Source organism: Halopseudomonas sp. MFKK-1 (genome assembly GCF_027474385.1).
GTDB classification, from domain to species: Bacteria; Pseudomonadota; Gammaproteobacteria; order Pseudomonadales; family Pseudomonadaceae; genus Halopseudomonas; species Halopseudomonas aestusnigri.
In genome coordinates, this window is sequence record NZ_CP114836.1 from 982,249 (window position 1) to 1,003,606 (window position 21,358).

19 protein-coding genes are annotated in these 21,358 nt (G+C 64.2%); 10 read left to right on the forward strand and 9 right to left on the reverse strand.

The window, feature by feature from the left end; genetic code table 11:
* Nucleotides 1–31: 31 nt before the first annotated feature.
* The 3 genes from O5O48_RS04435 to O5O48_RS04445 all read right to left on the reverse strand — a co-directional run bounded on the left by O5O48_RS04435 (nt 32) and on the right by O5O48_RS04445 (nt 5,858).
* Nucleotides 32–1,450, reverse strand: coding sequence for an efflux transporter outer membrane subunit (locus O5O48_RS04435; protein WP_269688259.1), 1,419 nt, complete (start codon nt 1,448–1,450; stop codon nt 32–34).
* Nucleotides 1,443–4,613: an efflux RND transporter permease subunit gene (locus O5O48_RS04440; protein ID WP_269688260.1), complete on the reverse strand. Its 3,171-nt coding sequence runs from the start codon at nt 4,611–4,613 to the stop codon at nt 1,443–1,445. The genes O5O48_RS04435 and O5O48_RS04440 overlap by 8 nt, the downstream gene beginning before the upstream one ends.
* Before the next feature lie 75 nt (nt 4,614–4,688).
* Nucleotides 4,689–5,858 carry an efflux RND transporter periplasmic adaptor subunit gene (locus O5O48_RS04445; RefSeq protein WP_269688261.1) on the reverse strand — a complete coding sequence of 390 codons (1,170 nt, stop codon included), beginning with the start codon at nt 5,856–5,858 and terminating at the stop codon, nt 4,689–4,691.
* A gap of 386 nt (nt 5,859–6,244) precedes the next feature.
* Here O5O48_RS04445 and O5O48_RS04450 point away from each other — a divergent pair, with 386 nt between their 5' ends.
* Nucleotides 6,245–7,201 carry an AraC family transcriptional regulator gene (locus O5O48_RS04450; protein ID WP_269688262.1) on the forward strand — a complete coding sequence of 319 codons (957 nt, stop codon included), beginning with the start codon at nt 6,245–6,247 and terminating at the stop codon, nt 7,199–7,201.
* Here O5O48_RS04450 and O5O48_RS04455 read toward each other — a convergent pair.
* Nucleotides 7,198–7,761, reverse strand: coding sequence for a DUF4136 domain-containing protein (locus O5O48_RS04455; protein ID WP_269688263.1), 564 nt, complete (start codon nt 7,759–7,761; stop codon nt 7,198–7,200). The two genes, O5O48_RS04450 and O5O48_RS04455, sit on opposite strands and share 4 nt — an antisense overlap.
* Before the next feature lie 337 nt (nt 7,762–8,098).
* Between O5O48_RS04455 and O5O48_RS04460 the strand changes: the two genes are divergently transcribed.
* From O5O48_RS04460 to O5O48_RS04475, 4 genes are all read left to right on the forward strand, one after another.
* On the forward strand, nt 8,099–8,929 hold the full coding sequence (locus tag O5O48_RS04460; protein WP_269688264.1) for a BON domain-containing protein: 831 nt from the start codon (nt 8,099–8,101) through the stop codon (nt 8,927–8,929).
* 71 nt (nt 8,930–9,000) lie between these two features.
* Entirely contained in the window at nt 9,001–9,432 is a 432-nt protein-coding gene (locus tag O5O48_RS04465; protein WP_269688265.1) for a ferritin-like domain-containing protein, read from the forward strand.
* A gap of 97 nt (nt 9,433–9,529) precedes the next feature.
* Nucleotides 9,530–9,694 carry a DUF1328 domain-containing protein gene (locus O5O48_RS04470; protein ID WP_088276880.1) on the forward strand — a complete coding sequence of 55 codons (165 nt, stop codon included), beginning with the start codon at nt 9,530–9,532 and terminating at the stop codon, nt 9,692–9,694.
* Between the two features lie 169 nt (nt 9,695–9,863).
* Nucleotides 9,864–12,218: a xylulose 5-phosphate 3-epimerase gene (locus O5O48_RS04475; protein ID WP_269688266.1), complete on the forward strand. Its 2,355-nt coding sequence runs from the start codon at nt 9,864–9,866 to the stop codon at nt 12,216–12,218.
* Here the strand turns inward: O5O48_RS04475 and O5O48_RS04480 are convergent.
* Nucleotides 12,204–14,891: a cation-translocating P-type ATPase gene (locus O5O48_RS04480; protein WP_269688267.1), complete on the reverse strand. Its 2,688-nt coding sequence runs from the start codon at nt 14,889–14,891 to the stop codon at nt 12,204–12,206. The genes O5O48_RS04475 and O5O48_RS04480 overlap by 15 nt on opposite strands.
* A 13-nt stretch (nt 14,892–14,904) precedes the next feature.
* Complete coding sequence (locus tag O5O48_RS04485; RefSeq protein WP_269688268.1) at nt 14,905–16,308, reverse strand: MBL fold metallo-hydrolase RNA specificity domain-containing protein; 1,404 nt, start codon at nt 16,306–16,308, stop codon at nt 14,905–14,907.
* Between the two features lie 145 nt (nt 16,309–16,453).
* Between O5O48_RS04485 and O5O48_RS04490 the strand changes: the two genes are divergently transcribed.
* Nucleotides 16,454–16,831, forward strand: a complete 378-nt coding sequence (locus tag O5O48_RS04490) for a carboxymuconolactone decarboxylase family protein (protein ID WP_233048683.1) — start codon at nt 16,454–16,456, stop codon at nt 16,829–16,831.
* Nucleotides 16,832–16,843: 12 nt separating this feature from the next.
* On the opposite strand, the gene O5O48_RS04495 is transcribed toward O5O48_RS04490, so the two are convergent.
* On the reverse strand, nt 16,844–17,209 hold the full coding sequence (locus tag O5O48_RS04495) for a glutaredoxin family protein (RefSeq protein WP_269688269.1): 366 nt from the start codon (nt 17,207–17,209) through the stop codon (nt 16,844–16,846).
* A gap of 125 nt (nt 17,210–17,334) precedes the next feature.
* On the opposite strand from O5O48_RS04495, the gene O5O48_RS04500 reads away from it, so the two are divergent.
* The 3 genes from O5O48_RS04500 to O5O48_RS04510 all read left to right on the forward strand — a co-directional run bounded on the left by O5O48_RS04500 (nt 17,335) and on the right by O5O48_RS04510 (nt 19,180).
* Nucleotides 17,335–17,568: a DUF3820 family protein gene (locus O5O48_RS04500; protein ID WP_233048681.1), complete on the forward strand. Its 234-nt coding sequence runs from the start codon at nt 17,335–17,337 to the stop codon at nt 17,566–17,568.
* Between the two features lie 117 nt (nt 17,569–17,685).
* Nucleotides 17,686–18,285: an NAD(P)H:quinone oxidoreductase gene (wrbA, locus tag O5O48_RS04505; RefSeq protein WP_269688270.1), complete on the forward strand. Its 600-nt coding sequence runs from the start codon at nt 17,686–17,688 to the stop codon at nt 18,283–18,285.
* A gap of 100 nt (nt 18,286–18,385) precedes the next feature.
* Nucleotides 18,386–19,180, forward strand: coding sequence for an SDR family NAD(P)-dependent oxidoreductase (locus tag O5O48_RS04510; protein WP_269688271.1), 795 nt, complete (start codon nt 18,386–18,388; stop codon nt 19,178–19,180).
* Nucleotides 19,181–19,214: 34 nt separating this feature from the next.
* Here O5O48_RS04510 and O5O48_RS04515 read toward each other — a convergent pair whose 3' ends face one another.
* Nucleotides 19,215–19,769 carry a TetR/AcrR family transcriptional regulator gene (locus O5O48_RS04515; RefSeq protein ID WP_269688272.1) on the reverse strand — a complete coding sequence of 185 codons (555 nt, stop codon included), beginning with the start codon at nt 19,767–19,769 and terminating at the stop codon, nt 19,215–19,217.
* Nucleotides 19,770–19,856: 87 nt separating this feature from the next.
* On the opposite strand from O5O48_RS04515, the gene O5O48_RS04520 reads away from it, so the two are divergent.
* Nucleotides 19,857–20,357, forward strand: a complete 501-nt coding sequence (locus O5O48_RS04520; protein WP_269688273.1) for an HPP family protein — start codon at nt 19,857–19,859, stop codon at nt 20,355–20,357.
* Nucleotides 20,358–20,786: 429 nt separating this feature from the next.
* On the opposite strand, the gene O5O48_RS04525 is transcribed toward O5O48_RS04520, so the two are convergent.
* The gene (locus tag O5O48_RS04525; protein ID WP_233048675.1) at nt 20,787–21,350 is read right to left on the reverse strand and encodes a TetR/AcrR family transcriptional regulator; all 564 of its coding nucleotides are present in this window, start codon (nt 21,348–21,350) and stop codon (nt 20,787–20,789) included.
* Between the last annotated feature and the right edge of the window lie 8 nt (nt 21,351–21,358).

Here is a 21,358-nt window from a genome sequence, read left to right on the forward strand (position 1 = left end):
CTCGCCCAGCGCCGTCTGCAAGGCCGTCCGGTCATGGCATGCCGTGACCCTGCGCCGCGGGTACCGGCGGGGCTCCGGCGAGGGAACGATAGACGCTGACCATGGCGGTCGCCGTCTCGATCCGGCTCTGCACCAGATCACTGCGCACAGCGGTCAGTTGCTGCTCGGCATCCAGCACTTCGAAGTACTCGATATAGCCCTGCTCGTAGCGCAGCCGCGCCTGATCCACGGCAGCCTGGGCAGCTTCGCTGGAGGCCTGCAGCCAGCGGCTGCGCTCCCGCGCGTGGCGGTAGCGCACCAAGCCGTTTTCGGTTTCTTCCAGCGCCAGCAACACGGTCTGCTGGTATTGCGCCAGCCGCTCGGCGCCGGTGGCGTCGGCCGCGGCGATGCGTGCCCGCACACCTTCCACATCAAGAAACGTCCAGTCGATGCCCAGGGTCACCGCGCGCGATTGCGCCCCGGCACTGAACAGGTCACCGTCGCTGCCCACCACCGAGCCGAGCAGCGCGCCGAGGGTAAAGCGCGGGAACAGGTCCGCAGTCGCTACGCCAATCCTTGCCGTCGCCGCCGCCAGACGGCGTTCTGCTGCCTGTATATCCGGGCGCCGGCGCAGCACCTCGGCCGGGGTAGCAACCGGGATGCGCGCACGCATGGCCGGCAGCGGGCGGGCCTCTGCCAGCTGCTGATTGAGCGCCGCCGGTGGTTGCCCGGTGAGTACTGCCAGCCGGTGCAGGCTCAGCTGCACATCGGCCTGACGCTGCGGCACCGCCGCGCGCAGGGCATCCAGCTGCGCCTGCGCTCGCACCCGATCAAACTCGGTACCGCGGCCGGCATCCAGCCTGGCGGTGACGATATCCAGTGATTGCTGCTGCAGGTCGACATTCTGCTCGGCAACGGCCAGCAACTGCTGCTGGCCGCGCAGGGTGAAGTAGCCACTGGCGACCTGCCCGGCAATGGCGACCTGCAGCGCCTGCAGGTCTGCGGCGCTGGCCTGCAGATCCGCCTCGCCGGCCTCCACCGCCCGCTGCAGACGACCATAGAAGTCCGGCTCCCAGCTGGCCACCGCGCCGAGCGAGTACTGCTCGACCCGGTCGCGGCTCGGCTCACTGCGCTCGACTTCGGCCAGGCGCTGCTCGCCGGCACTGCCCTGCAGGGTCACGCTGGGCCAGCGGTCCCGACGGGCGCCGCGCAGCAGCGCTTCAGCCCCCTGATAACGTGCCAGCAGGGTTTGCAGATCCAGGTTCTGCGCCAGCGCGCGGTCGATCAGCGCCGCCAACTGCGGGTCATTGAAGCCGGACCAGAAGCGCTTCTCGCTGTCCTGACTTTGGTCGGCCACTGCATCGGCCTGGCTGAAGCCGGCCAGCGGTACCGGCTCCGGCGCCTGGTAATCGGGCCCCACCGCACAGGCCGTCAGCATCACGCTGAGGGCCAGAGGCAACAGCTTATGCATGATTTTTTTCCTCCGCGTGCGCTGTCGGCTCAACGGCAAGCGAGGTGCCAGCCAGTTTGCGCAGCGCCACATAGAACACCGGCGTCAGCAGCAACCCGAACAGGGTCACACCGAGCATGCCGGTAAAGACGGTAATCCCCATGGCGTTGCGCACTTCGCTGCCGGCGCCAGCGGCCAGCACCAGCGGCAGCACGCCGGCGATAAAGGCCACCGAGGTCATGATGATCGGGCGCAGACGCAGGCGGCTGGCTTCCAGCGCGGCCTTGACGGTCTCCATGCCGTGCATCTCCAGCTCGCGGGCAAACTCGACGATCAGGATCGCGTTCTTGCACGCCAGCCCCATCAGCACGACCAGACCGACCTGGACGAAGATGTTGGCGTCACCACCGGTCCACCAGACCCCGAGCATCGCCGCCAGCAGACACATCGGCACGATCAGGATCACCGCCAGCGGCATCACCCAGCTCTCGTACAGCGCCGCCAGCACCAGGAACACCAGCAGCAACGCGACCGGGAACACCACCAGCGCGGCGCTGCCCTGATTGACCTGCTGGAAGCTCAGATCGGTCCACTGAATCTGCATGCCGGGCGGCAGCGCCTTGGCTGCAACCGCAGTGACCGTATCCAGCGTCTCGGTGGACGACAGCATGGCCGGATCGGACTGGCCGATCAGATCTGCCGCCGGGTAGCCGTTGTAACGGATCACCGGGTCCGGGCCAAAGCTCGGCTTCAGGCTGACCATGGTATTGAGCGGCACCATCTCGCCGGCGGCGTTGCGCACGTAGAGGTGGTCGATATCGCTTGGCTCATCCCGGTAGGGCGCATCCGCCTGGGCGCGCACCTGATAGGTCCGACCAAACAGGTTGAAGTCGTTGATGTACTGCGCGCCGAAATACAGCTGCAGGGTGCCGAACAGTTCATCCAGGCGCACGCCCTGTGCCTTGGCCTGCAGGCGGTCCACCTCGGCGTCCAACTGCGGCACGTTGGCCTGATACGAGGTAATCGGGAAGCTCAGGCCCGGCGTCTGGCTCAGTTGCATCGCCAGCCCGTCGGTCGCCTGCTGCAGGGCACCGTAGCCGTTGCCGCGGCGATCCTGAATGTACAGCGAATAACCCGACCCCGCGCCCAGGCCAAACACCGGCGGCGGCATAAAGGAAATGGCAAAGCCTTCCTTCAACTGCCCCAGCTTGCCGTTGATCTCGCCGGCAATCTCATCGGCCGTGCGCTCACGGATGTCAAAGTCATCAAACAGGATAAACACGGTACCGACGTTCGGCGTATTGGTGCCCTGCAATGCGTTAAAGCCGACAAAGGCCGCCGCGTTGGCCACGCCCTCGGTTTCCAGTGCCAGGTCACTGACCTGACGCGCCAGCGCCTCGGTCCGATCCAGTGTGGCGCCTTCGGGCAGCCGGATGCTGCCGATCAGGTAGGTCTTGTCCTGAACCGGGATAAAGCCGCCCGGCACCTGACGGAACATCACCACGGTGACGCCCAACAGCAGCAGATAGACCACAAACACCATGCCGCGTCGTCCAAGGCTGCGGCCTACCAGCCCTTCATAGCGCTCGGCATTACGCTGGAAGAAGCGGTTGAACGGGCGGAACAACCAGCCGAAGCTGCGGTTGATTACCCGGGTCGGCAGATCCGGCGCGGCGCCATGGGGCTTGAGCAGGGTGGCAGCCAGCGCCGGCGACAGGGTCAGCGAGTTGATCGCCGAGATCACCGTGGTAATGGCAATGGTCACGGCGAACTGGCGATAGAACTGGCCGGTAATGCCATCCAGAAACGCCATCGGCACAAACACCGCGCAGAGCACCAGACTGATCGCCACAATCGGCCCGCTGACCTCGCGCATCGCCTGGTGCGCCGCCGCCAGCGGAGCCAGCCCCTGCTCGATGTTACGCTCGACGTTCTCGACCACCACGATGGCGTCGTCCACGACAATGCCGATCGCCAGCACCATGGCAAATAGCGTCAGGGTGTTGATCGAGAAGCCCAGCATCAGCAGCACGGCAAAGCTGCCGACAATCGACACCGGCACCGCCAGCAGCGGAATCAGCGACGCGCGCCAGGTTTGCAGGAACAGAATGACCACCAGCACCACCAGCGCTACCGCTTCGAGCAAGGTGGTGATCACCGAGCTGATGGAGGTGCTGACGAACACGGTCGGGTCGTAGGCCACTTCCCAGCTCAGGCCCTCGGGAAAGTCCTCGGCCAGCTCGGCCATCTTGGCGCGCACCGCGGTAGAGACATCCAGGGCATTGGAGCCCGGTGACTGGAAGATCGGCAGGGCCACCGCCTGACGTCCGTCGAGCAGGGCGCGCAGGGAGTCTTCCTGCGCCGCCAGCTCGACTCGGGCTACGTCACGCAGGCGGGTAATCTCGCCGTCATCACCGGTCTTCAGCACGATATCGCCAAAGGCTTCGGTGCTGTCCAGACGCCCCTTGGCGTTAATCGAGATCAGCAGATCCGAGCCCTGCGGCATCGGTGGTGCGCCGATCTGCCCGGCCGACACCTGCACGTTCTGCTCGCGCACGGCAGCGACGATATCGCCGGCGGTAACGCCGAGGGAGGTCGCACGCTGGGGGTCAACCCACAGGCGCATGGCATAGTCGCCGGCACCGAACAGGCCGGCCTGACCAACACCCGGAATACGCGCCAGCTCGTCACGGATGTGCAGCACCGCATAGTTGCGAATGTAGGTCGCATCCAGGCTGTCATCCGGTGAGATCAGGTGCACCGCCATCATCAGGTTGGGCGACTGCTTCTGCGTGGTCACCCCCAGCTGACGTACATCCTCGGGCAGGCGCGGCAGGGCCTGCGACACCCGGTTCTGCACCTGCACCTGCGCCTGATCCGGGTCGGTACCCAGGGCAAAGGTCACGGTCAGCGCCAGGCTGCCGTCACTGCCGGCTACCGACTTCATGTAGATCATGTCTTCCACGCCGTTGATGGCTTCCTCCAGCGGCGTGGCGACGGTTTCCGAGATGGTCTTGGGGTTGGCGCCCGGATAGCTCGCGCTGACCAGCACGCTGGGCGGCACAACCTCCGGATATTCGCTGACCGGCAGCATCGGGATGCTGATCAGGCCGACCACAAAGATGATGATCGACAGCACCGAGGCAAAGATCGGCCGATCGACAAAGAAACGTGAAATATTCACGGCAATACGCTCCCTTGGCGTGCTCGAGAGAGCACGCCCCAGCAATATCGTTAAAAGGGGAAAATCAGGTCAGGGTCAGAACGCCGTCTGCAGCGCTACCTCGTTGCGAACCGGCTGGCTGCGGTCCATCGCCACCAGCTGCGGCGCGACCTCGAAACCCGGATAGAGAATCTTCTGCAGTCCATTGACCACCACCCGGTCGCCGGCCTGCAAACCGCCACGGATCACCAGCAGGCCATCCACCCGGCGGCCGGTCTCGACAAAGCGGCGAGTCGCCCGGTTCTGCTCGTCCAGCACGTAGACATAGCGCCGATCCTGGTCAGTCAACACCGCCTTCTGGTCGATCAGAATCGCCTGGCGGGCCGCCGCGACCGGCATCTGCACCCGGGCGAACTGGCCGGGACGGAACAGCCCTTCGGGGTTGGCGATCACGGCCCGGTACTGCAGCGTTCCGGTGCCGGCATTGAACTGGTTGTCGACGAAGTCGAGCTGACCCTGGTAGGGGTAATCCTGACCGCTGCCCAACCCCAGTCGCACCGGTATGGATATGGCATCAGCATACGGGTTGCTCTCGACGGTCTGCTGGTCGCTCTCGAAGTAGACATACATGGGGTCGACCGAGACCAGCGTCGCCAGCAGTGTCGCATCGGCGGTCGCCAGGTTGCCGCGGGTAATCTCGGCACGGCCCATGCGGCCGGACACCGGCGCCCTGACCTCGGTATAGGCCAGCTCCAGTTCGGCGTTGTCCTGCGCCGCTTGCGCCGAGGCCAGCGCGGCCTGCGCCATACTGCGCGCGGCGCTGCGCTGTTCCATCTCCTCGCGGGAAATGGCGCGGCGCTGCCACAGCTGCTCGGCCCGCTCGGCCTCACGCGCCGCCAGCGTCACCTGACTGCGGGCGCGCGCCACTTCCGCTCGGGCCATCTGCAGGCGCGCCTGATACGGGCGCTGGTCGATGACAAACAGCACGTCCCCCTGTTTGACCAGCTCACCTTCTGCAAAAGCCACCTTGTCGATATAACCGCTGACACGGGCTCGCAGCTCCACGGTTTCCGGCGCGGCCATGCGGCCGGTAAAGCTGTCCCAAAGGGTCACATCGCGCGGCTGCGCCACCGCCACATCGACCTCAGGAGCCGGTAAGTTCGGGTTATTGGCCTGGTCGCCGCTGGCCTCGCAACCAGCTAGTAGCAGCAATAGCGCGGTGACCGCGCCAGCACGGGCAAAGCCGTTAAAAGCATGCGTGTTCATGTAATCCATCGCTCCCTGTGTTGTGGGCAATAGTTGGCAGGCAAAAAAAGGGATCCCCGCGCGCCGAGGGGCACGTCGGTTGGTTGAAGGGGATCGGGTATGGCGTAAACGATACGTGCGGCGGGCCACACTCAGGTAGCTCGGTCCTGCGCGAAGATTGCCTAATTCTGTAAATACGGAGAATTTGGCAATCGCCTAATTCTGCTGTAGCAAGCACTGACCCTGTAACAGAAAGCGCCCAAAAGGAGCAGAACAAGCCTTACCGCACAAGGATTTGCGCAATCCTGCAAGCTTATTGCCTGATCCTGCAATTGCCTGAAGACTGTAATCTGGTTATCAATTGATCTGCGTATACTGTCGCGAAACTCCGAAGGAGGTCATTGACCGTGTCACACGACAACACTCAGCCAGCGCCACTGGACCTGCCCATGTGCCGCCAGCTGGCCGACCTGGTCAGCGAGCATGCGATCAACGAGGGGATCAATGAAACGCGTATTCCCGGGCTTGAGGTCTACCGTGCAGACCAGCCGACCAGCTTCAGTTCCGTCGTCTATGAACCTGCGCTCTGTGTCATCGCCCAGGGCAGCAAAACCGTGCAGCTGGGCGACAAGGAGATTCTCTACGGCCCCCTGAGTTACATGATTTCGGCAGTCGAACTGCCGGTCGGCGGTTGCGTCATTGATGCCACCCCGAACGCGCCCTATCTGGCGGTCAAGCTATCGCTCAATCAGCAGGAGATCGCCGAGCTGGTGCTGGAACTGGGCGATGAACTGCCGCCACTGGATCAGCAACGGGATTGCCCGGCGGCGTCTTGCGGGCTGTGCGTGGCGCCGCTGGATACCGGCATTCTGCAGGCCATGACCCGACTGGTCGCGCTGCTGTCATCGCCAACCGATGCGCGCGTTCTGGCGCCACTGGTGCGTCGCGAAATCATCTATCGGGCGCTGATGGGCGAGATGGGCTGGCGCCTGCGCGACTTTGTCGCCACCGATACCCAGGCCCATCGCATCTCCAGGGTCATTGCCGTTCTGAAGGACCGCTTTGCCGAGCCGTTACGGGTGCGGGAGCTGGCTGAAGACGTGAACATGAGCGAGTCGACCCTGTTCCACACCTTCAAACAGGTCACCCGCATGTCGCCGGTGCAGTTTCAGAAGAAGCTGCGCCTGCACGAAGCCCGGCGCCTGATGCTGACCGAGGGGCTGGAAGCGGCAACCGCCAGTTACCGGGTTGGCTACGAAAGCCCCTCACACTTCAGCCGCGAGTACCGCCGCATGTTTGGCGCACCGCCGCGCGCGGATGTCACCAAGCTGCGCGGCGATCAGGCGATGGTTGCCTCGCTTTAATACGGAGGAAACGCCGCCAGGATGCGGCTCACCAGCCGCTGCACCTGTTCGTCTCGCTGGCTTGGCGTCAGCTCGCGTTCGCTCATGCGCTCGCTTTCAACCCCGCGCCAGACCAGCCGACCGGTATCGCCATCGAGCAGATCAATCTGCAGCGTCAACTCGCGGTAGTCCAGCGGGTATGTCTGAACCGCCGGGCCACCCCAGAACCCGCCCCAGCCGGTGCCCCAGTAGCCGCCAAAGCTGGTAGTGACGTTCTCCTGCCGCTTCTCGACCAGCACATAGCTTTTGACCTGCAGATCAGCATCTCTGCCCTCCAGCACCGGGCGCAGGCCACGGGCGTCGAGCTGCTCGGCCACCGCCTGCTCGATCCGTCCGGCCATCAACTCACCACCGATCCGCGGATCATCGCTTGGTCGAAATTCCACCCGCGGCTCGACCCACTCCCAGGTCTGATCGCCGGCAAAGTCGTGAGTGAGATCATAATCCGGTTTGACTGCTGCGCCCTGGCAAGCCGCCAGCGACAGCAACAAAGGCATAACAGCAAGTACGCGCGCATACATGGGAACAGACTCCGACAAAAAATGAAAAAGGACCAACCTCCGCAGCGGGCCAGACCATGACGGCTCACTACCTCAGGCAGTGTAGCGAGCTGTCGGGTGCATCACAGCAACACTCTGCCCAGCCTACGGGAGATAGACAGCAAATCCGCTTGCAAATTGCACGACCCATATTGCCCATTCGTGCAATGCGCATGTCATGGCATTCCGCCAAAGAACCATAACCATCTGATTTAAAAGGATTTGCTGAAAATAAAAAAGCTGGCACAGGCCCTGCAATCATCCTCACAACGGTCGACGAAAAGGCCGCTGATGGAAACCGATTACAGGAGAGACACCCATGAACAAGCTGAAAACCATCGCACTCGCCACTGCCACCGCCAGCCTGATGGGCATGATGCCGCTGGCCGCCCATGCTGCGGAAGGCGATCTGACCGAGGCGCGTCAGGAAGGCTCGATCTGGACCGCCATCGCCCTGAACCGTCACCTTAATCCCTTTAGCATCGACGTCGATGTGGAAAGCGGCGTCGCGACCCTGAGCGGGGAAGTCGAAAGCGATGTTGACCGCGATCTGGCCGAGCAGGTTGCCAAGAGCATCGAAGGCGTGCAGCGCGTCGACAACCAGCTGACCGTCAACCCGGACGCCAAGCGCAAGGAACAGACCGCCGGCACACCGAGCCTGTCGCAAAGTTTCACCAATGCGACCACCACCGCCAGCATCAAGTCCAAGCTGATGTGGAACAGCAACACCGAGGGCCTGGACATTAATGTCGATACCCGCGGCGATGTCGTCACCCTGACCGGTACCGCCCAGAGCGAGGAAGCCAAGGATCTGGCCGGCATGCTGGCCAAGGACACCGAGGGCGTGCATCGCGTCGACAACCAGATCCGCGTCGACGGTGAGGCCACCGCCGCTGCCAAGGCGCAGAACGCCGCCGATGAGGCAGGCGCTGCGATCAGTGACGCCTGGATCACCAGCAAGGTGAAATCCAGCTACCTGCTGAGCAGCAACCTAAGCGGCCTGGATATCTCGGTCGACACCGATAACGGCGTAGTCACGCTGGGCGGTACTGTCATGACCGAGGCCGAGAAGGAGCTGGCCATCGAGACCGCCAAGAATATCCGCGGCGTCAAGGGCGTGAGTGCAGAGAACCTGCGCACCGCCAACTGATCACCCGGCGCCAGCCTTACCCCGGCTGGCGCCCGCATCTGTCACATACACCCAAGAGACGGACAACGATCATGAGCAACACAGCCACTCAACTGAACGAACTGATCGAAATTACCCGCGACGGCAAACGCTTCTACGAACATGCCCGCGATGAGGTCAAGAGCAGCGAGCTCAAGACCCTGTTCAGCAACATGTCACAGGCCAAAAGCAATGTGATCATTGCCCTGGAAAAACGCGTTGCCGCCAACCAGGAAACACCCGCCAGCGGCGGCACGCTCACCGGCAAGGTTCGCCAGGTATACGCCGATACCCGGGCGGCGCTGTCCAGTGATGAAGAAGCGACCTACATCGCCCAGCTGGAAGAGGCCGAGGATCGCATCCTGCACGCATTCGAAGACGCCATGCAGAGCAACGATCCTGACATGCGCGCCGAACTGGTCAGCGAAATGCCCAAGGTCCGCGCCTGCCATGACCTGATGCGCGACCTGAAGAAGGCGCAATAACCGACCGGCCGGGGTGGCGAGATGCCACCCCGGCGTCCCCGGAACCTGTGGCGCATCAAACCGTAGCGCTCGGGATCTGCTGATAAGGAGAACGACCATGCTTAGCTGGGCCATTACCTTTCTGATCATTGCCATCATCGCTGCGGTTCTCGGTTTTGGTGGCATCGCCGGCACCGCGACCGGGATCGCCAAGATTCTGTTTCTGGTCTTTCTGGTGCTGTTTATCGTGTCCTTCATCATGGGCCGCCGACCCAAGCTGTAGCGTCCGGCTGGCCACAGGTACCCGGCACCCGCTTCATGCGGGTGCTTGTGCGTTTGCCCCTGCCGAAGATCGCCCGCAGCCATCGCAAATGCCGCCTTCGTGACCCAGCGCAAGGCAGCCGCGGTTTTCTCTGCTAACGTGGCAGACAGACAGGGCAAGGAGACCCAGCATGACCGATACGTTGCACGACTGGAGCCAAGGCTTCGGCGTCATTCACCACGATTTTCTGACCCGTGACCGCATCAGCGACCTGCTTGCAGAGCTGGCCGCCGACGGCACCTGCACCGTGGCTCAGGCTACGCTGCTGCTCAAGGCCGCCGACCGGCTGTGCAATGCGGCGATGCGCCAGGTGGCGCACATGACCTACGCCCGCCAGGTCTATCTGGACGGCCGCCCGCTCGCGCAGAGCGACTTCAAACCCCAGCCCGAAGGCCACACCGGCGGCGCACTGAATATGGTGCCGGCCTACGTTGGTTACCTGCTGGCCAACGCCCTGACCGGCACTACCCGCAGCTGGCTGATGGGCCAAGGGCACTGCGTGGCGGCGATTGATGCGGTCAACGTGCTGCTGGGCAACACCGACGCGGCGCAGGCCGAGCGCTACCCGTTCAGCGATGCCGGGCTCAGCCAGCTTTGCCAGGACTTCTACAGCTACGCCATTGATGCCGAAGGCCGCCCGGCGGTACCGCTTGGCAGCCACGTCAATCCGCACACCGGCGGCGGCATCAGCGAAGGCGGCTACCTCGGCTTTGCCGGCCTGCAGTACGTACACATGCCGCTGCCGGGGCAGGAACTGGTGACCTTCCTCAGCGACGGCGCCTTCGAGGAGCAGCGCGGCAGCGACTGGGCGCCGCGCTGGTGGCGCGGTGAAGACAGCGGGCTGGTGATGCCGATCATGATCGCCAACGGCCGGCGTATCGACCAGCGCTCGACCATGGCGCAGGTTGGCGGTGTCGACTGGCTGCGCGAGCATCTGACGCTCAACGGCTTTGACCCGATCGATATCGACGGCCGCGATCCGGCCGCCTTTGCCTGGGCCATCATCAGCATGGCCCGCAGCCTGCGCCGCGCCCACGAATCCGTCATCAACGGTGACGCGGAATACCCGGTGCGCCTGCCCTACGCCATCGCCGAAACCGTCAAGGGCTTCGGCTTTCCGGGCGCCGGCACCAACGCCGCCCACAACCTGCCGCTGGTCGACAACCCGGCCGTCAACGAAGCCGCCCGCGAGCGCTTCAATCAGGGCATCGCCGCGCTGCACGTGGACGAAGCCGAGCTGCGCGCCGCAGTCGCCGCCCTGAGCACCCACAGCCAGCAGCAGCGTCCGCAGGAAAAGGATCATCCGCTGGCCCGCATTCAGGTCCCCACGCCACGACTGCCGCCCATCGCCGCTGAACAGCCCGCTGCGCCGATGGCCGCCATCGACCAGTGGTTCTGTGCCCTGACTCGCGCCAATCCGCAGCTGCGCGTGCGGGTCGGCAACCCGGATGAAATGCGCAGCAACCGCATGAACCAGACCCTCGATCAGCTGCTGCACCGGGTCACCGCCGCCGAAGACGGCATCGCCGAAGGTCTGCAGGGCAGCGTGATCACCGCGCTAAACGAGGAGGCCGTGGTCTCCGCGGCACTGGCCAACCGCCAGGGCATCAACCTGGCCGTCAGCTATGAAGCCTTTGCGGTCAAAATGCTCGGCGCCATGCGTCAGGAGCTGATCTTCAGCCGCCACGCCCGCGAACTGGGCCGCGCCCCCGGCTGGCTCAGCGTGCCGATCATCGCCACCTCGCACACCTGGGAGAACGGCAAGAACGAGCAGTCCCACCAAGACCCGACCCTGTGCGACGCCTGGCTGCAAGAGATGAGCGACGGCGCCCCGGTCTACTTTCCGGTCGACAGCCACAGCGCCGTCGCGGTGATGCGCAAGGTCTACGCCAGCCACGGCAAGGTGGCGCTGATCGTCGCCCCGAAAAATCCGGTGGAAGCCTGCCTCACCGTGCCCGAAGCCGAAGCGGCCGCGGAAACCGGCTTTGCCGTGCTGAATGCCGATCCGGGTGCCGAACTGCAACTGCTGGCCGTCGGTGCCTACCAGCTGCAGGCGGTGCGTCAAGCCGCCCAGCACCTGCGCTATCACGGCGTGCCCTGCAGCGAGGTGGCAATCATCGAGCCGGGGCTGCTGCGCGAGGGGCGTGACGCCATGGAACAGGCGGTGGTGCACAGCGACGCCGAGCTGGCCCGGCAGATCCCGGCGGCGCGCTGCCGGCTGTTCGTCTGCCACGGCCATGCCGAGGTGATGACCGGGGTGCTGCGGCGCCTCGACACCGGCCCGCGCACCAGTCGCTTCCTCGGCTACCGCAACCGCGGTGGCACGCTGGATACCTTCGGCATGCAGTTCGCCAACCGCCAGAGCTGGGCGCATCTGGTCGCCGAGGCAGCACAGCTGCTGAACCGCCCGCTGGACGACCTGCTCGGCAACGCCGAACAGGCGGTGCTCAGGGGCGAGGGCGATCCGCTGCTACTGGCGCGCTGAGTGACGCGCCGCCCGCCAGCGGCGCAACGCCTTTTCCAGCTCAACCACCACAAAGATCGACAGGGCGACCGCTGTCAGCCGCCGCCAGTCTGCGGCCGACAGCGACTCCAGCCCGAACAGCTGCTGCGACCAGGGCAGGTAGCTGTAGAGCAACTGCAGCACCACTACCCCGACGATGGCTCCCAGCATCGGCCCGGCGCGGCGGAAGATTGCCGGTGTCAGCACCGAGGCATCGAGGAAGCGGCAGTTGATCAGATACACCGCCTCGATCATTACCAGCGTGTTGACCGCGACCGCCCGCGCCAGCTCGACTGACGCGCCGTGGCGCAGGTAATCGCCGAACTGCCAGAACACCAGCCCCGCGGCCCAGACCGATACCAGCAGCGTGCGCCAGGCCAGCTCGGCACTGATCAGGCTCTGGCCGGCCGGCCGTGGCGGACGCGCCATCACCCCCGGCTCCGGTGGCTCGAAGGCCAGCGCCAGCGCCAGCGTGACCGTGGTCACCATGTTGATCCAGAGAATCTGCGCCGGGGTAATCGGCAGGGTCCAGCCGAGCAGGATGGCGAAAATGATCACCGTCGCCTCGGCCAGACTGGTCGGCAGGATGTAGAGAATCGATTTGACCACGTTGTCGTAGACGGTGCGGCCTTCAGCGACCGCGTGGGCGATGGTGGCGAAGTTGTCGTCGGTCAGTACCATGTCACCCGCTTCACGCGCCGCATCGGTACCCTTGCCGCCCATGGCGATGCCGATATTGGCCTGACGCAGCGCCGGTGCGTCATTAACCCCGTCACCGGTCATCGCCACCACCCGCCCCTGACGCTGCAGCGCCTCGACCAGCTGCAGCTTGTTGGCCGGGCTGGTGCGGGCAAAGATATCGACAGCAGACGCGGCCTCGTCCAGCCCCTTGCTGTCGAGTCGATCCAGCTCGGCACCGGTCAGCACCCGCTCGACATTCAGCCCCATCTCCGCGCCGATGGCCGCCGCGGTCAGCGGGTTGTCACCGGTGATCATCTTGACCCGGATACCCGCCTGATGGCATCGGGCGATGCTGTCGATCGCTTCCGGTCGGGGCGGGTCATTGATGCCGATCAGCGCCAGCAGACACAGGCCCTTCTCGACCAGCCCGTGCTCGGCGTGGACATCGGCCGGTAACCGTCGCTCGGCCAGCGCCAGCACCCGCATCCCCTCGGCACCAAGGCGTTTCAGCTCGGCCTGCCAACAGGCCAGATCCAGCGGCTCGGGACCGTTGGCACCGAACTGCGTCTCACAGCACATCATCAACCGGTCCGGCGCGCCCTTGACCGCCAGCAGGGCGGTTGGCTCACTGTCACAACGGTGCAGGGTCGCCATATAGCGGCGCTCACTTTCAAACGGCAGCTCCTCGACCCGCGGCCACTGTTCAAGCACCTGACCGAACTGCGGCAGCGCCTTGCGCGCCAGCACCAGCAGTGCACCCTCGGTCGGGTCGCCATGCAGCTGCCATTGGCCGTTTTCCTGCGACAGGCTGGCGTCGTTGCAGAGCAGCGCCACCCGCGCGGCAGCAATCAGGGCAGCGTCTGCCGGCGGCATGATGCTGCCCTCGGGCCGATAGCCATCGCCTTCGATGCGGTGCAATTGCAGCGCAGTCACACACTGGCGGGCGGTCATGGCGTTGGCGGTCAGGGTACCGGTCTTGTCCGAACAGATCACATCGACCGAGCCGAGTACCTCGACGCTGGGCAGCCGCCGCACCAGCGCCTGCTGCCGTGCCATGCGCTGCACGCCGATGGCCAGGGCGATGGTGACAATCGCCGGCAGCCCCTCGGGAATGGTCGCCACGGCGATACCGATAGCCGCCTGCACCATGTCGTCCAGCGCCAGTCCTCGCAGCAGGTTGCCGACCACAATGGTCAGCACGGCAATAATCAACGTCAGGATGCTGAGCTGGCGAGCGAAGCGCGCCAGTTGCTGCTGCAGTGGGGTATCCACCAGGGTGGCCTGACGGGTCAGCTCGCTGATGCGGCCGATTTCGGTCTGGGCGGCAGTACGGCACACCAGACCGCGGCCCACCCCGGCGGTCACCAGCGTGCCCATAAAAGCCATGCCGTGCTGCTCGGCCAGCGGCGCAGCGGCCGCCGTCGCCGCCAGGTGCTTGCGCACCACTACCGATTCTCCGGTCAGCATCGACTCGTCGCAGGCCAGATCCTTCAACTGCAACAGACGCAGGTCCGCCGGCACCTTGTCGCCCGCCTGCAGGCTGACCAGATCACCCGGTACCAGCTCGCTGCTGTCGACGGTCCGCAGCTGGCCGTCGCGCCAGACCAGCGAGCGGGTGCGGGTCATACCGAGAATGGCCTGCAAGGCGGCGGTTGCCTTGCCCTCCTGCACAAAACCCACCAGCGCGTTGATCAGCACCACGCCGAAGATCACCCCGGCGTCGACCCGATGGCCCATCAGCAAACTGATCACGCCACTGACCAGCAGCACATAGATCAGCGTGTTCTGAAACTGGCGGGCAAAGCGCCGCCAGGCCGGTTCCGGCGGTGCTGGCGGCAGGGCGTTGGCACCGTGCTCCTGCAACCGCGTTTGCGCCTCGGCCTGACTCAGCCCTTGATCGGTGCTGTCCAGACGCTCAAGCGCGCTGGCCGGGTCAATGGCGTGCCAGTCAACCGACGTTCCCTGCTCGGCCATGCTGCTGCTCCACTCAGAATGCCAGACACTGGCCCGGGGTCGGGATCATGGCTTCAATCTGATGCTCATCCCACAGCCGCTTGGCCAGCGCATCCAGCGCTTCCGGCTCGCCGTGTACCAGCACCACCTTCGGGTTGTTTTCAAAGTGGCTGACCCACTCCACCAGCCCGGTTTGCCCGGCATGGGCCGAGAAGCCGCCGAGGGTTTCAATCTGCGCGCGCACCAGATACTCCTCACGGAACAGCTTGATGCGCTGCACCCCGTCAATCAGGATGCGGCCCAGCGTATTGCGTGCCTGAAAACCGACAAACACGATGGTATTGCGCTCATCCCAGATGCGTTGCTTGAAGTGGTGACGAATCCGCCCGCCGGTACACATGCCGCTGCCGGCGATGATCAGCGCGCCGCGCTTGATCTTGTTGATCATCATCGACTCGTCGGTGCTGGGCGTCAGCTGCAGGCGCGGCAGGAAGTCACGCAGCAGAGTCTGATCGCCACTGCACAGCCCCTTCACACCCTCGCAGTCGAGCTGGCTGAGCCAGCGGTCGTAGAGCCGGGTGACTTCGATCGCCATCGGGCTGTCGAGGAACACCTGCCAGTTATCCAGCTTGCCCTGCTCATGCAGCTGGCCGAGGTAAAACAGCAGCTCCTGGGTACGGCCGACCGCAAAGGCCGGAATCATCACGTTACCGCCCCGCTCCCAGGCCTCGTGCAGGACCTGCTCGAACTGCTCCAGAGTATTGCCCAGGGTGCGGTGATCACGGTCACCGTAGGTACCTTCCATCATTACCAGGTCGGCGCGGGTCAGCACCTCGGGGTCAAACAGCAGCACGCTATCCTTCTTGCCCAGGTCGCCGGAGAACACCAGACGCTTCTCCCGGCCCTGCTCCTGCAGGGTCAGCTCGACAATCGCCGAACCCAGAATGTGGCCGGCGTCGTGGAAGGTCACGCTGCCCGCCTCACCAATCGCAAACGGCTGGTGGTAGCGCTGCGGCGAGCATTGCTTGAACACCCGCTCGACATCGTCGCGGGTATAGGCCGGCGGCAGGTCCGGCGCACCCCGACGGGCACGGCGCAGATTCTCACGCTCCAGATCACGCTCATACAGCCCGGCGGCATCATTGAGCATGACTTCCAGCAGATCGGCAGTCGCGCGCGTGCAGTAAATCGGCCCGCGAAACCCTTCGCTGACCAGCTTGGGCAGCAGCCCGGAGTGATCGATATGGGCATGGGACAGGATCACTGCATCGATCTCGGCGGGCTTGAAGGCGAAACGCTCCTCCTGCAGGCGGTCTACCGCGTCGCCACCCTGATGCATGCCACAGTCGAGCAGCACCTTGCCCACCGCAGCCGAACTCAGCAGGTGGCAGGAGCCTGTTACTTCCTGCGCTGCACCGAGAAACCGAATACTCGCCATGCCTGTCTACCTCCAGTGTTTCGTTATGATTGCACCACTCTGGCACAGTTTAATGATCTCTGCTGCCGATACGCGCTGATCTGCGTCAGCTTTCGCAAGGCAGCCTGATAGACTGCGGCCAGCACCGTAGAAAGAGGACCAAAACATGAGCAAGACCAGGCAGGAAGGCGTGCAGGTACGCCGGGAAGTCATGGGCGACGCCTTCGTCGACCGTGCGCTGAACAATGCAACCGAATTCAGTCAGCCGCTGCAGGAGTTCGTCAATGAACACGCCTGGGGTGGGGTATGGAATCGCGAGGGGCTGGACCGCAAGACCCGCAGCCTGATTACCCTGGCCGCCCTGACCGCGCTGAAGTGCCCGCAGGAGCTCAAAGGCCATGTGCGAGGGGCCCTGAACAACGGCTGCACGGTGGAAGAGATCCGCGAAGCGCTGCTGCACTGCGCAGTCTATGCCGGCGTACCGGCCGCCATCGATGCCTTCCGTGCGGCGCAGGAAGTCATCGACAGCTATCAGCAGGCCTAGTGCAGCGCCTGCTCAGGCAAAGCGGGATTCGAGGTAGGCGTTGATCGCATCGGACTCGTACAGCCAGCGGGTCTGATCGTCTTCCTCGATACGCAGACAGGGCACCTTGATCTTGCCACCCTCGGCCAGCAGGGTCTGGCGGTGCTCGGCGTTGCCGGAGGCATCGCGCAGCTCAACCGGTACATTCAGCCGCCGCAGGGTACGACGGACCTTCACGCAGAACGGGCAGCCGTTGAACTGATACAGCGCCAGCGCCGACGCGGCGTCATCCACCGCAGCCTGCGCGGCGGGTTCGCGCTGCATCGGGCGCGGCCGGGTAAGGAAGCTGATAAAGACGACGAGCTGGCCAACAATGACCCGCAGTGCCTTGACGATCATGGCAATAACTCTCTGTGGCGGTGAAAACGGCTGCGCAGGATACCCTGTTGGCCGCGACCTGCCCAACATGACCTGACGAAGCGGGGAAGGCATAATCGCCTTTCACTCCGAATCTGCGAGCCGCAATGAAACCCGAAGATCTTGTGCTGCTGGTCACCCGCGAAATGCCCTTCGGCAAATACAAGGGTCGCCTGCTCGCCGACCTGCCCGGCCACTACCTCAACTGGTTCGCCCGGGAGGGCTTTCCCAAGGGCGAGATCGGCCGCCTGCTGCAACTGATGCAGGAGATCGACCACAACGGGCTAAAACCGCTGCTCGACCCGCTGCGTCAGGGTCCGCACCGCCGCTATCAGGATTGATCGGCGCGATCGCCTGAACTTGCCCTGCACATCATGCTCTATGCTTTGAGGCGCGCCGATCAATCGCGAACCCGAGCGCCGGCGCGGCAACGCCCATCACAGCAGGAGCAGACAGCAATGGCCAAGGTACTAGTGCTTTACCACTCCATGTACGGACATATTGAAACCCTCGCCCAGGTCGTCGCCGAAGGCGCGCGGCAGGTTCAGGGGGTTGAGGTCACCATCAAGCGGGTGCCGGAAACCATGCCGGAAGACGCCTTCAAGGCAGCCGGCGGCAAGGTTGATCAGGCCGCTGACGTTGCCAGCCCGGGTGAACTGGCCGACTACGATGCCATCATCGTGGGCACGCCGACCCGCTTCGGCAACATGTCCAGCCAGATGCGCACCTTCTTCGATCAGACAGGCGGCCTGTGGGCCAAGGGCGCACTGCACGGCAAGATCGCCAGCGTATTTACCTCCACCGGCACCGGCGGCGGCCAGGAGATGACCATTACCTCCACCTGGACCACCCTGGCGCACCACGGCATGGTCATCGTGCCCATCGGCTACGGCACCAAGGAACTGGCCGATATCGAGCACGGCAAGGGCGGCACACCCTACGGCGCATCGACCATCGCCGGCGGTGATGGCTCCCGTCAGCCAGATGCCCGCGAGCGCGCCATTGCCCGTTATCAGGGCAAGTACGTCGCCGGTCTCACCCAAAAGCTGTTTGGCTGAAACCACCGACAACCGCTGGTCGGCGTGCGTCAGGGCCTATTGAATTATGATCATCATGCTAATAGCATGACGGCCATAATTCAAAGCTAGGAGTACGACCATGAAAGCCTCCTCTCATGCCCAGACCGCGCTGATCACCGGCGCCTCCAGCGGTATCGGTGCGACCTACGCCCGCCGCCTGGCCGCCCGCGGCTATGACCTGCTGCTGGTCGCCCGCAACGAAACACGTCTGCGGCAGCTCGCAGATGAGCTTACTGCCGCCCACAGGGTGCGCGTCGATCTGCTCAGCGCCGACCTGGAACAACACGCCGACATCGAAAAGGTTGCCGCCAGGCTACGCAGCGACGAGCAGATTACGCTGCTGGTCAACAGTGCAGGCATCGCCCTCAACGGCAGCCTGGCCGAGGCCGACCTGGACAGCACCCACAGCCTGCTGCAGATCAATCTGCTGGCGCTGACCATGCTCGCCAGCGCTGCTGCAGTACGCTTCAGCCTCGGTGGCGGCGGCGCGATCATCAATATCGGCTCGGTGGTGTCGCTGCTGCCGGAGCGCTTCAACGCCATCTACAGCGCCAGCAAGGCCTACGTGCTGAGCCTGAGCCAGAGCATGCACGCCGAGTTGGCAAGCCACGGCGTGCAGGTTCAGGTGGTGTTGCCCGGAGTGACCCGCACCGAGATCTTCGAGCGCTCTGGCAGCTCGCTGGCGCAGATCCCTCCAGGCATGGTGATGGAGGTGGAGGATCTGGTCGATGCCGCACTGCGCGGTTTCGATCAGGGCGAACTGGTGACCATTCCCTCCCTGCCGGACAGCAGCGAATGGCACGCGCTGACCCAGGCACGGTTGCAACTGGCGCCCAACCTGTCGCACAACCGGCCTGCGGCCCGCTACCTTTGAGCCGAGCCGCAGACTCGCTGCAGCGCCAATCAGGTCACTGGCTCGCCGACCAGATAACCTGCGCGGCAGCCTGTGCACCATCAACCAGGGCAACGCGCTGTGCCTGCTGCACCTGACTGCCGACAATCAGCCCCTCACCAATCAGAAACAACTGGGTAGACACCACCTCTGGCTGTTGCGCGCCGGCGCTGGCGCACAGACTCAGCAGGTACGCCTGAATTTCACCCTTGTGGCGTGCCGCCTGCTGATGCGGAGCACTGTCGGACTGCGCGAATTCTGCCGTTGCGTTGATAAACGCGCAGCCGCAGAAGTCGTCTTCCTGAACCCAGTTGGCAATGAAATCGATATAGGCCAGCGGCCGCTGTGCAGCGTCTGCCCGCTCAACGAACGTGCGCATCCGGGTCATGAACTGCTCATGGCGCAGTGCCAGGGCCGCATCGATCAGCACGTCCTTGCTCGGATAATGCCGATACAGGGTCTTCTTGGTGACACCTGCCTCCCGGCTGAGCAGCTCAACCCCGGTCGCATGAAAACCATTGCGGTAAAACAACTGCAGCGAGGAGGCAACGATATGTTGGGCTATGTCCATTAAGTATACCGATCGGTTGACTGAAAGATACTGATCGGTATACTAGCCCGAAATCGCTTCCCTTTCACTCTTTGTCAGGATGTCCCCATGTCAATCCGCCGCTTGCTGCACTCTGATGCCCCGCCCGCGCCGCCGCTGAAATTCGTTCTGCTCTCGTCGCTTGGCGCCCTCATCGCGATTGCCATTACTGGCGGGCTGAGCGTGCTATCCGGCATTCCGTGGTTGATGGCGCCATTCGGGGCCAGCTGTGTGCTGGCGTTTGGCGTACCGGATTCGCCGCTGGCGCAGCCGCGCGCCATTGTCGGCGGCCATCTGGTGGCGACCGCGGTCGGTCTGGCGGTAGTCACCTTACTCGGCGACAGCTGGCTGGCCTGCGCGGTCGGTGTTGCGCTGGCACTGGCGGCCATGCAGGTCACCCGCACCGTGCATGCGCCAGCCGGCGCTGACCCGCTGGTGGTGATCATGGCTCACGCGCCGCTGAGCTATCTGGTGTCTCCGGTGCTGGTGGGGTCACTGGTGATCGTGCTGACCGCCTGGGCGGTCAATAATCTGCGTAGCCCGCGGAGTTATCCGAAGTATTGGTTGTGAAGTGGGGCGGCAAGCCTTTTTATGACAGCCCAGCAAAGACCTATGCGTCTCCGTCGTTGCACAAACGGCCAGCGTGGAAGAGGTCGGGACTAACTTCCGCGAACAGGTTTCCAGCCTGAGCGGTGGCGGAATCTGCCTTTCGCCTTTTACGGCGAGCCAAGGGGGGCTGCTTGCCCAGCCCCCCTTAGCAATCCCCCGGGGCACCCGACTACGCGGCCCTTCGGGTTCGCTGCGTTGCTCGGTTTATCGGGGAGTCGCAGAACTCGTCGCTCCGCTCCTCAGACATGCTGCGACTCTTTTTCCCGATAAATCTGCGCTACTCGCCCGCGTAAACGGGACGAAACCCGGTGCACACTCCACCATCCGAGCATTCGGCTTCAAAAAAAGCCCCGCTGTTCCCAGCGGGGCTTTTCATTTAGCACCTACGAATCAAGCCGACTCAGTCAGCGCTTTCAACTGCTCGCGAGTGCTGCTCAGCAGCTCGGCAGACAGGGCTTCATCCTTGACGCTACGCGACAGCATCAGGGCGCCGACCATCGCGGAAAGCACCAGCATGGCCTGCGCGCGGCTGTCGTCGCCGTCCAGCTTGCCGGCGATGTTAGCCAGCCGGTCCTGCACCACCTCGTCGGTGATCTCGCTCTGCTGACCGCGCTGGCCCAGTTCGGCGGAGATGGTCGGCAACGGGCAACCCTGATCGGGGTTGGCCCGGTGGCCTTCGGACAGATAGGTATCGAGCAGCGCAGACAGCGGCACGTCCGGCCCGGTGTGCATGGCCAGCGAGGCTTTCAGGCCATCGACTGCGTGGCGCAGGGCCTTTTCGACCAGCTCGTCCTTGGATTTGAAATGCGCGTAGAAACCGCCATGGGTCAGACCGAGCGCCTTCATCAACGGCTGCAGACCGGTCGCACCGACGCCATCACGGCGGAAGCGGCGCGCCGCTTCGTCGAGAATCAGCTGATGGGTTTTCGCCTTGTGATCTTCTGAATAGCGCATGCCGCCTC